Consider the following 8431-nt stretch of genomic DNA (forward strand, 5'->3'; position numbering starts at 1 on the left):
AGCCGGGGACGACGGTGTACCCGGTCAGGTCGAGGTCACCGGCCGTGGTGGCGCCGCCGAGACCGGCGATCCGGGTGCCCTCGACGGCGAGACGGTCGCCCTCGACGATGCCGCCGGGCAGGACCAGCCGGGCGCCGGCCAGTGCGGTTCGCCGCGGCAGGGCCGCAGATTGATTCCGCGCGGTCACGCGGTCACCTCCATCGAGAGCAGATCCCAGGCGAGCAGGCCCGCGCCCAGGGACGCGGCGGTGTCTTTGAGCATGGCCGGTACGACCTCGGGGGGCATCTGGAAGGTCAGACGCTCGGTGACCGCGGCACGCAGCGGGGTGAAGAGGGTGTCCCCGGCTTCGGCGAGCCCGCCGCCGACGATCACCGTGGACGGGTCGAGCAGGCTCTGGGCCAGCACGATGCCGTCGGCCAGGGCCTCGACGGCGCGCTGCCAGACCGCGACCGCGCGGGCGTCCCCGGCGTCCACCGCGACGGCGCAGGATGCCGCGTCGGCGTCGGGGTCGTCCACGGCCTCGGCCCAGGCGCGGGAGACGGCGGAGGCGGAGGCGAGGGTCTCCAGACAGCCGCGGGCGCCGCAGCCGCACTGGGGGCCGCCGGGCCGGACCACCACGTGGCCGATCTCGCCGCCGTAGCCGTGGGCTCCGGCCTCGATCCGTCCCCGGATGCCGATGGCGCCGGCGATACCGGTGCCGAGGGCGATGAAGAGGAAGCGTTCGACGCCCCGGCCGGCGCCGAGCCGGCCCTCGGCGAGACCCCCGGACCGCACGTCGTGGCCGAGGGCGACCGGCATGGCGCCGCCGTCCGCCGCGGCCAGGCGCTCTCCCAGCAGCTTGCGCAGCGGAAGGTCGCGCCAGCCGAGGTTGGCGGAGAAGACCGCGATGCCGTTCTTCTCGTCGATCGTCCCGGGGACGGCGACTCCCGCCGCCACGGGGGCGACGCCGAAGCGGCTGCGGCCTTCGTCCGCCAGGTCGGCGGCGAAGTCGAGGATGGCGGCGACCACGGCGTCCGTGCCGTGTTCCCGCCCGGTCGGGCGTCGTGCTTCGAACAGCACGGAGCCGTCCTGGGCGAGCAACGCGGCTTTCATGCCGGTGCCGCCTACATCGAGTGCGATGACGTGCTTCACGGAGGACAGTTTCCCTTGGGTGGGTCGGAGAGGTCTAGTCCAGTTGTCGGATTGGTCTGGTCCAGCGGGGTGAGCTTTGTCGCAGAAGTATGCGGTGTGCGGCGCTTTGCACGAACCGGACCGGATCCCTTGAGGCCGGGTCCGGCGGGTCGGACGGCCGAATTTCATTGCGCATCGTGCAACGACCTCCGCACTTCGATAACTACCCGGCGCGGACCGGCCACAGGTGTGGACCACTGAGTGGCCTGTTTGGCACCCTTGCCGCCTCCCCCCGGCCGGATCCCCCCGATCCGGTTCGTCGCTCCCGCAAGACTCCCCCTCGAAGGCGGTACCCGCGTTGGACAGGCGCGCCAAGGTCCCCACCCGGTTGTCCGGCATCGCACTGGCCGGAGCACTGGTGCTCACCGGCTGCGGCGGCAAGGACGACGGCCCGATCACCCTCCGGCTGGTCGCGGCCGACTACGGCGAGAGCGCGGAGACCAGTTCCAAGCTGTACTGGGACGACCTCGCCCGGCGCTTCGAGACCGCCAACCCGGGCATCAAGGTGGACGTCCAGGTGGAGAGCTGGACCGACATCGGCAAGAAGGTCGACGACCTGGTCAAGAGCGGGAAGTCGCCCGACCTGCTGCAGACCGGCGGCTTCGCCGACCAGGCCGGCGCCGACCGGCTCTACACCGCCTCGGACGTGCTCTCGCTGGAGACCCAGGCGAACATCATGGAGTCGTTCTCGCACGCCGGGCAGGTGCTCGGCACGCAGTACGGCATTCCGTTCGTCTCCTCCTCCCGGGTGCTCTTCTACAACAAGGCGATCTTCCAGAAGGCCGGCGTCGACAAGCCGCCGACCACCTGGAACGAGCTCAAGCAGGCCGCCGAGAAGATCAAGGCCAAGGTGCCGGGCGTGACGCCGTACGGGCTCCCGCTCGGACCGGAGGAGGCCCCGGCCGAGTCGATGCTGTGGACGTTGAGCGGCGGCGGCAGCCTCTCCGACGACGTCGGCAACTACACCATCGACAGCACCCAGAACCAGGCGACCTTCAACTGGCTCAGGACCAACCTGGTCGCCACCGGGCTGACCTACCCCGAACCCGGCAAGATGAACCGCACCCCCGTGTTCAGCGACTTCGCCGCCGGGAAGGTCGCGATGCTGAACGGGCACCCGACCCTGCTGCGGATGGCCGCCAAGGGGAAGATCGACTTCGGCACGACGGCGATCCCGAAGAAGGACGGCCTGGCGAAGACCGGCAGCCTCGGGGTGGCCGACTGGATGATGGCCTTCAAGGCCAACGGGCACCGCAACGAGATCCGCAAGTTCCTCTCCTTCGTCTACGCGAAGGACAACCAGCTCAAGTTCGACGAGACCTACAACCTGCTGCCGGTCACCCAGGACGCCTTCGACGCGATCAGCAAGGACCCCAAGCACGAGGCCCTGAAGCAGTTCGCGGCCGGGCTGGGCAACGCGAGCTTCTACCCGTTCGGCGACCCGGCCTGGGTGGAGGTCTCCAACCGGATCAAGGCCGGGATCGGGGCGGCCGCGACCGCCGACCCCAAGCCGGTCCTGGAGGACCTCCAGCAGACGGCCGTCAAGGAGGCCGCGAGGCTCCGCAAGTAGGCTGGCCGGCATGGGCGCGGGTGAGCTGGACGAGCGGGACCGGGCGGTGCTGGAGCTGGAGGGCCGGTCGTGGCGGACGGCCGGCGCCAAGGAACGGGCCGTCCGGGAGGAGCTGGGACTCTCCAGCACCCGGTACTACCAGCTGCTGAACGCGTTGCTCGACCGACCGGAGGCACTGGCGCACGCGCCGGTGCTGGTGAACCGGCTCCGGCGGGTCCGGGACGCCCGGCGCGCGGCACGGTAGGCGGGCGCCGCCCCGGCGCCCGACCCGGGAGCCCGACCGCCGCGTCGACGGATGACCCCCGTCCGGCCCGGGTACGGTCCCTGTCATGGGCCTTGCTGAGATTGCGCGACCGCTGACGGACGACGGACGGGCGGGCCTGGCGGCGTTGCTCGAAGAGCCGCGGGCGGCGGTGGTCGCCCTGGACTTCGACGGCACGCTGGCACCGATCGTGTCCGACCCGAGCCGTGCCCGGGCGCACCCGGGCGCGGCGGACGCCCTGCGCGGCCTGGTGCCGCACGTCGGGGCGGTCGTGGTGGTGACCGGGCGCCCGGCCGGGCTGGCGGTGGAGTACGGGGGCTTCGCCGAGGTCGGCGGGGTGGTGGTGCTCGGGCACTACGGCGCGGAGCGCTGGGAGGCCGGTGAGCTGACCGCGCCGCCGGTGCACCCCGGGGTGGCCGCGGTCCGGGCGGCGCTGCCGGACGTCCTGGCGGCGGCCGGGGCGCCGGACGGGACGTGGGTGGAGGACAAGGGCCGGTCGCTGGCCGTGCACACCCGGCGGACGGCCGAGCCCGCCGTCGCGTTCGAGCGGCTGGTGGAACCGGTCGGCGCACTGGCGGCCGAGCACGGCCTGGTGGTGGAGCCCGGTCGGCTGGTCCTTGAGCTGCGACCGCCGGGGGTGGACAAGGGGGCGGCACTGGAGGGCTTCCTGCGCGAGCGCGGCGCCCGGTCCGTGCTGTACGCGGGGGACGACCTGGGGGACGTCGCGGCCTTCGCGGCCGTGGAGAAGCTGCGCGGGGAGGGCCTGGCCGGCGTGACGGTCTGCAGCGGCGCGGTGGGGGACGCGCCGGTGCGGGAACTCGCCGACCGGGCGGACCTGGTGGTCCCGGGCCCGGCCGGCGTGGTGGAACTGCTGGCGGCACTGGGGGAGGAGCTCAGCGCAGGGCGTTGAGCTGGTCGAGGAACCACTGCTGGGGCGGGAGCGCGGTCGCGGCGGCCACGAGCCGCTTGGTGCGGTCGGCGCGCTCGCCGGCCGGCATGGTGAGCCCGGCGTGCAGGGCCTCGGCGGTGGCGACGACGTCGTACGGGTTGACGGTGAGCGCGTCCTCGCCGAGCTCGGCGTGGGCACCGGCCTCGCGGGACAGGACGAGGGCGCAGCCGTCGTCGGAGACCACCGGGACCTCCTTGGCGACCAGGTTCATGCCGTCCCGGATCGGGTTGACCAGGGCGACGTCGGCCATCCGGTACGCGGCCAGCGAGCGCGGGAAGTCGTCGTCGACGTGCAGGATCACCGGCTGCCAGCCGGGGGTGGCGAACTCCTCGTTGATCTCCTCGGCCAGCGCCTGCACCCGGGCCGTGTAGGCGCGGTACTCGGCGAGGTCGGTGCGGGACGGGTAGGCGAAGGCGATGTGGACCACCCGGTCGCGCCACTCGGGACGGGTGCGCAGCAGGTGCCGGTACGCCTGGAAGCCGCGGACGATGTTCTTGCTCAGTTCGGTGCGGTCGACCCGGACGACGGTCCGGCGGTCGCCGACGGCGGCGCGCAGGGTGGCGAGGCGGTCGTCGACGTCCGGGCGGTGGGCGCGCTCGCGCAGGAAGCCGGCGTCGGCGCCGAGACCGTGCACGCCGAGGTGGGTGGTGCGGCCCTCGTGGGTGACGGTGAGGGCGTCGCGGTCGACGGCGGCGCCGAGGACGGCTTCGCAGCAGTCGGCGAACGCGAGCGCCCAGCGCCGGGTGAGGAACCCGGCCCGGTCGGCGCCGAGGATGCCGGTCAGGACGGTCTCGGCGATGTCGTCGGGCAGCAGCCGGAAGTACTCGGGCGGGGCCCAGGGGGTGTGCGAGAAGTGGCCGATCCGCAGGTCGGGGCGGGCGGCGCGGAGCAGCGCCGGGGTCAGCGAGAGGTGGTAGTCCTGGACCAGGACGGCGGCGCCGGGTGCGGCCTCGGCGGCGAGGGCCCCGGCGAAGGCGGCGTTGTACGCGGTGTAGGCCTGCCACTCGGTGCGGAAGTCGGCGTCGAAGGCGGGCGCGGTCGGGGTGTCGTACAGCAGGTGGTGGATGAACCAGAGCGTCGAGTTGGCGACGCCGTTGTAGGCCCGGGCGAAGGTCTCCGGGTCTATGTCCAGCATCCGGACGGCCTGCCCGCCGACGTCGTGGCCGGCCCGGTCGAGGCGTCCGTCGGGGGCCTCCCGGGAGGCCCTGCGGTCGGCGTCGGAGAGGGCGGCGCAGACCCAGACGGCGTCCGGGTCGTCGATGGCGGAGAGCCCCGAGACCAGGCCGCCGCCGCCTCTGCGGAGGGTCAGCGTGCCGTCGTCCGCGGTGCCGAAGGACACCGGTCCCCGGTTGGACGCCACCAGGACGGGGGCAGTGCCGGTCGAATTCGAACGTTCGGTCGTGAGATCGCCCATGGTTGGTTGGTTGCCGGGGGTCCCGGGTCGCAAACCCCTCAGCGCCGGGTGGCGTATTCGGGGACGGTGTGCATCGGCGGGCGCTCGGTGGCGGTGACCGGGTGGGTGTGGGCCGTGAAGGCGCGGGTCTCCGGGTCGCGGGTGAACTGGGTGAGCAGCGGGTGGACCAGGTCGGCGGCGGCCTTGAGCCGGTGGGTGCGGTCGAGCCGCTCCAGGGCGGTGCGGTAGATGGTGGCGGCCATCCGGCCGAGCGCCTGGCCGTCCTGGTGCCGGTGGTGGCGGACGCCGACGTCCACCTGGGCGAGCGCGTCCAGCCCGGCCGTCTCCAGGGCGTCGACGAGCAGGCCGAGTTCGACGCCGTAGCCGGTCGGGAAGGGCAGGCGTTCGAGCAGGGAACGGCGGGCCGCGTACTCGCCGCCGAGCGGCTGGACGAAACCGGCGAGTTCCGGCCAGTGCAGGTTGAGCAGGGGGCGGGCGACCAGTTCGGTGACCCGGCCGCCGCCGGCCGGGACGACCGCCCCGTCGGTCTCCAGCGGGCGGTCGTACATGGCCTTGACCAGGTGGATGTCCGGGTCGGTGAGCAGCGGGCCGACGATGCCGGAGACCAGGGCGGGATCGAACGCGCGCAGGTCGGCGTCGACGAAGCAGACGATCTCACCGCGGGTGACCAGCAGCGATCGCCAGAGCACCTCGCCCTTGCCGGGGGCGGCGGGCAGCCGCGGGAGGATCGTGTCGCGGTGGACGACGGTGGCACCGGCCTCGGCGGCGACCGCGGCGGTGGCGTCGGCCGAGCCGGAGTCGACCACGACCAGTTCGTCGACCAGCGGCAGCCGTTCCACCAGCTCGCGGCGGATGGTGCGGACGATGTCGCCGACCGTGGCCTCCTCGTCCAGGGCGGGGAGGACGACGCTGACCGTGCCGGCCGGGCCCAGTGCGCGCTTGGCCGCCAGCAGGACGTCCACCGGGCGGTCGGCCGCGCTCCACGAGCGTCGGCGCAGCCAGGACGCCGTCTCGGGGAGGAGCGCGGGGATCGGTTCGGCGGGCACTGTTCTCTCCTCGGCGAGGTGGGATGGGACGGGTCATCTCGCGTGGCGGACGATCCCGTTCGGGGTTGACGCCTTCGGATACAGTCTTCGTACAGCGGTCGCACCTTCGCACGCCGGGGTCTCCGCTGAGCATGACCACAACTTCACAGAGCTCATCCAGAGGGACTGAGGGAACGGCCCGTTGACGTCCCGGCAACCTTCTCGCGCGGCTGTTGTCAACAGCGCCGGCGGGACAGGTGCCAATTCCGGCCTGTGGCGCGCCCGCGTCACGGGGAAGATGAGGAGAGAGGCCTCCGCCATCATGGCTATCGACACCGCCGCACCCGTCACCGTTGACCTCGGCCCCGCCGCCGCGCTGTCCTGTCGCGAGTGCGGCACCCGGTTCCCGCTCGGCCCCAGCTTCGCCTGCGTGGAGTGTTTCGGCCCGCTGGAGATCGCCTACGAGTTCGGCAGCGAGGGCGCGGAGGAACTGCGCAAGCGCATCGAGGCCGGTCCGGCGTCGATCTGGCGGTACGCTCCGCTGCTGCCGGTGCCGGCCGACGTCGCCTCCAAGCCGAACCTGAACCCGGGTTGGACCCCGCTGGTGAAGGCCGACAACCTGGGCCGCGAGCTCGGGTTCACCGCCCAGCTGCACATCAAGGACGACTCGGGCAACCCGACCCACTCCTTCAAGGACCGCGTGGTGGCCTGTGCCATCGAGGCCGCGCGGGCCTTCGGCTACACCACGCTGTCCTGCTCGTCGACCGGCAACCTGGCCGGTGCGGTGGGCGCGGCCGCGGCCCGGGCCGGCTTCAAGTCCTGCGTGTTCATCCCGCACGACCTGGAGCAGGGCAAGGTCGTGATGGCCGGGGTGTACGGCGGCGAGCTGGTCGGCATCGAGGGCAACTACGACGACGTGAACCGCTTCTGCTCGGAGCTGATCGGTGACCCGGCCGGCGAGGGCTGGGGCTTCGTCAACGTCAACCTGCGGCCGTACTACGGCGAGGGCTCCAAGACGCTGGCGTACGAGATCTGCGAGCAGCTGGGCTGGCGGCTGCCGGAGCAGATCGTGATCCCGATCGCCTCGGGTTCGCAGCTGACCAAGATCGACAAGGGGCTGCAGGAGCTGATCAGGCTCGGCCTGGTCGAGGACCGGCCGTACCGGGTCTTCGGCGCCCAGGCGGCGGGCTGCTCGCCGGTGTCGGCGGCGTTCAAGGCCGGCCACGACGTGATCCGGCCGGTCAAGCCGGACACCATCGCCAAGTCGCTGGCGATCGGCAACCCGGCCGACGGCCCGTACGTGCTCGACATCGCCCGGCGTACCGGTGGCGCGGTGGAGGACGTGACGGACGAGGAGGTCGTGGCGGCGATCCGGCTGCTGGCCCGGACCGAGGGCGTCTTCGCCGAGACCGCGGGCGGGGTGACCGTCGGCGTGCTGAAGAAGCTGGTCGAGACGGGACAGCTGGACCCGTCGAAGGAGACCGTCGCGATCAACACCGGAGACGGCCTCAAGACGCTGGACGCCGTCTCGGAGGCCGGCATGACCGCTGTGATCCGGCCGACGCTGGCGTCGTTCCGCGACGCCGGCCTGGCGTCCGCCTGACCGGCCCGGACCCGTCCGGCACCGGCCCTCGCCGTCCTTCCCCGGTACACCCCCGCCCCGCAACGAGGAGAAGACCCCCATGAGCGCCAACGTCCGCATCCCGACCATCCTGCGCACCTACACCGGTGGTGCCAGCGAGGTGTCCGCCGAGGGCGCCACCCTGGGTGACGTCATCGCCGACCTGGAGAAGAACCACGCCGGGATCGCCGCGCGCATCCTCGACGACACCGGCAAGCTGCGCCGTTTCGTGAACGTCTACGTGAACGACGACGACGTGCGGTTCGCCGAGGGTCTGGCCACGGAGATCAAGGACGGCGCGAGCGTCTCGATCATTCCGGCGGTGGCGGGCGGCTGCTGAGCGCCTTTTCGCCGTTCCCGGCCGTTGGGGGGGGGGGGGGGGGGCCGCCCCCCCCCCCCGGGCCAAGTTTTGGGCGGATT

General features: G+C 72.8%; 8 protein-coding genes, 1 pseudogene and 1 riboswitch. Of the genes and pseudogenes, 5 read left to right on the plus strand and 4 right to left on the minus strand.

All coding sequences use genetic code 11. The annotated features are described in order from the left end of the window. Both ACFWIC_RS32550 and ACFWIC_RS32555 read right to left on the minus strand, forming a co-directional pair. A pseudogene (locus ACFWIC_RS32550) lies at positions 1-187 on the minus strand (N-acetylglucosamine-6-phosphate deacetylase); the annotation flags it as partial. Next, positions 184-1131 carry an ROK family protein gene (locus tag ACFWIC_RS32555; protein WP_380520682.1) on the minus strand — a complete coding sequence of 316 codons (948 nt, stop codon included), beginning with the start codon at positions 1129-1131 and terminating at the stop codon, positions 184-186. The pseudogene ACFWIC_RS32550 and the gene ACFWIC_RS32555, both read right to left, overlap by 4 nt. A 367-nt stretch (positions 1132-1498) precedes the next feature. Here ACFWIC_RS32555 and ACFWIC_RS32560 point away from each other — a divergent pair, with 367 nt between their 5' ends. From ACFWIC_RS32560 to otsB, 3 genes are all read left to right on the plus strand, one after another. Continuing rightward, positions 1499-2740: an extracellular solute-binding protein gene (locus ACFWIC_RS32560; protein WP_329877167.1), complete on the plus strand. Its 1242-nt coding sequence runs from the start codon at positions 1499-1501 to the stop codon at positions 2738-2740. A gap of 10 nt (positions 2741-2750) precedes the next feature. Next, complete coding sequence (locus ACFWIC_RS32565) at positions 2751-2984, plus strand: DUF3263 domain-containing protein (RefSeq protein WP_327679814.1); 234 nt, start codon at positions 2751-2753, stop codon at positions 2982-2984. Positions 2985-3069: 85 nt separating this feature from the next. Further along, positions 3070-3912 carry a trehalose-phosphatase gene (gene otsB / locus ACFWIC_RS32570; protein ID WP_329877163.1) on the plus strand — a complete coding sequence of 281 codons (843 nt, stop codon included), beginning with the start codon at positions 3070-3072 and terminating at the stop codon, positions 3910-3912. Here otsB and ACFWIC_RS32575 read toward each other — a convergent pair. Further along, positions 3896-5365 (minus strand): trehalose-6-phosphate synthase, encoded by a 1470-nt coding sequence (locus ACFWIC_RS32575; protein WP_329877161.1) that lies wholly within the window; start codon positions 5363-5365, stop codon positions 3896-3898. The two genes, otsB and ACFWIC_RS32575, sit on opposite strands and share 17 nt — an antisense overlap. 38 nt (positions 5366-5403) lie before the next feature. Beyond that, entirely contained in the window at positions 5404-6411 is a 1008-nt protein-coding gene (locus ACFWIC_RS32580; protein WP_329948401.1) for a glucosyl-3-phosphoglycerate synthase, read from the minus strand. A 149-nt stretch (positions 6412-6560) separates the two neighbouring features. After that, positions 6561-6695: riboswitch (SAM riboswitch) on the plus strand. A gap of 17 nt (positions 6696-6712) precedes the next feature. On the opposite strand from ACFWIC_RS32580, the gene thrC reads away from it, so the two are divergent. Further along, entirely contained in the window at positions 6713-7993 is a 1281-nt protein-coding gene (thrC, locus tag ACFWIC_RS32585; RefSeq protein WP_329877157.1) for a threonine synthase, read from the plus strand. 79 nt (positions 7994-8072) lie between these two features. Further along, positions 8073-8351, plus strand: coding sequence for a ubiquitin-like small modifier protein 1 (locus ACFWIC_RS32590; RefSeq protein ID WP_329877155.1), 279 nt, complete (start codon positions 8073-8075; stop codon positions 8349-8351). Positions 8352-8431: the final 80 nt, after the last annotated feature.

It is taken from the genome of Kitasatospora sp. NPDC127035, assembly GCF_042726075.1.
GTDB lineage: Bacteria > Actinomycetota > Actinomycetes > Streptomycetales > Streptomycetaceae > Kitasatospora.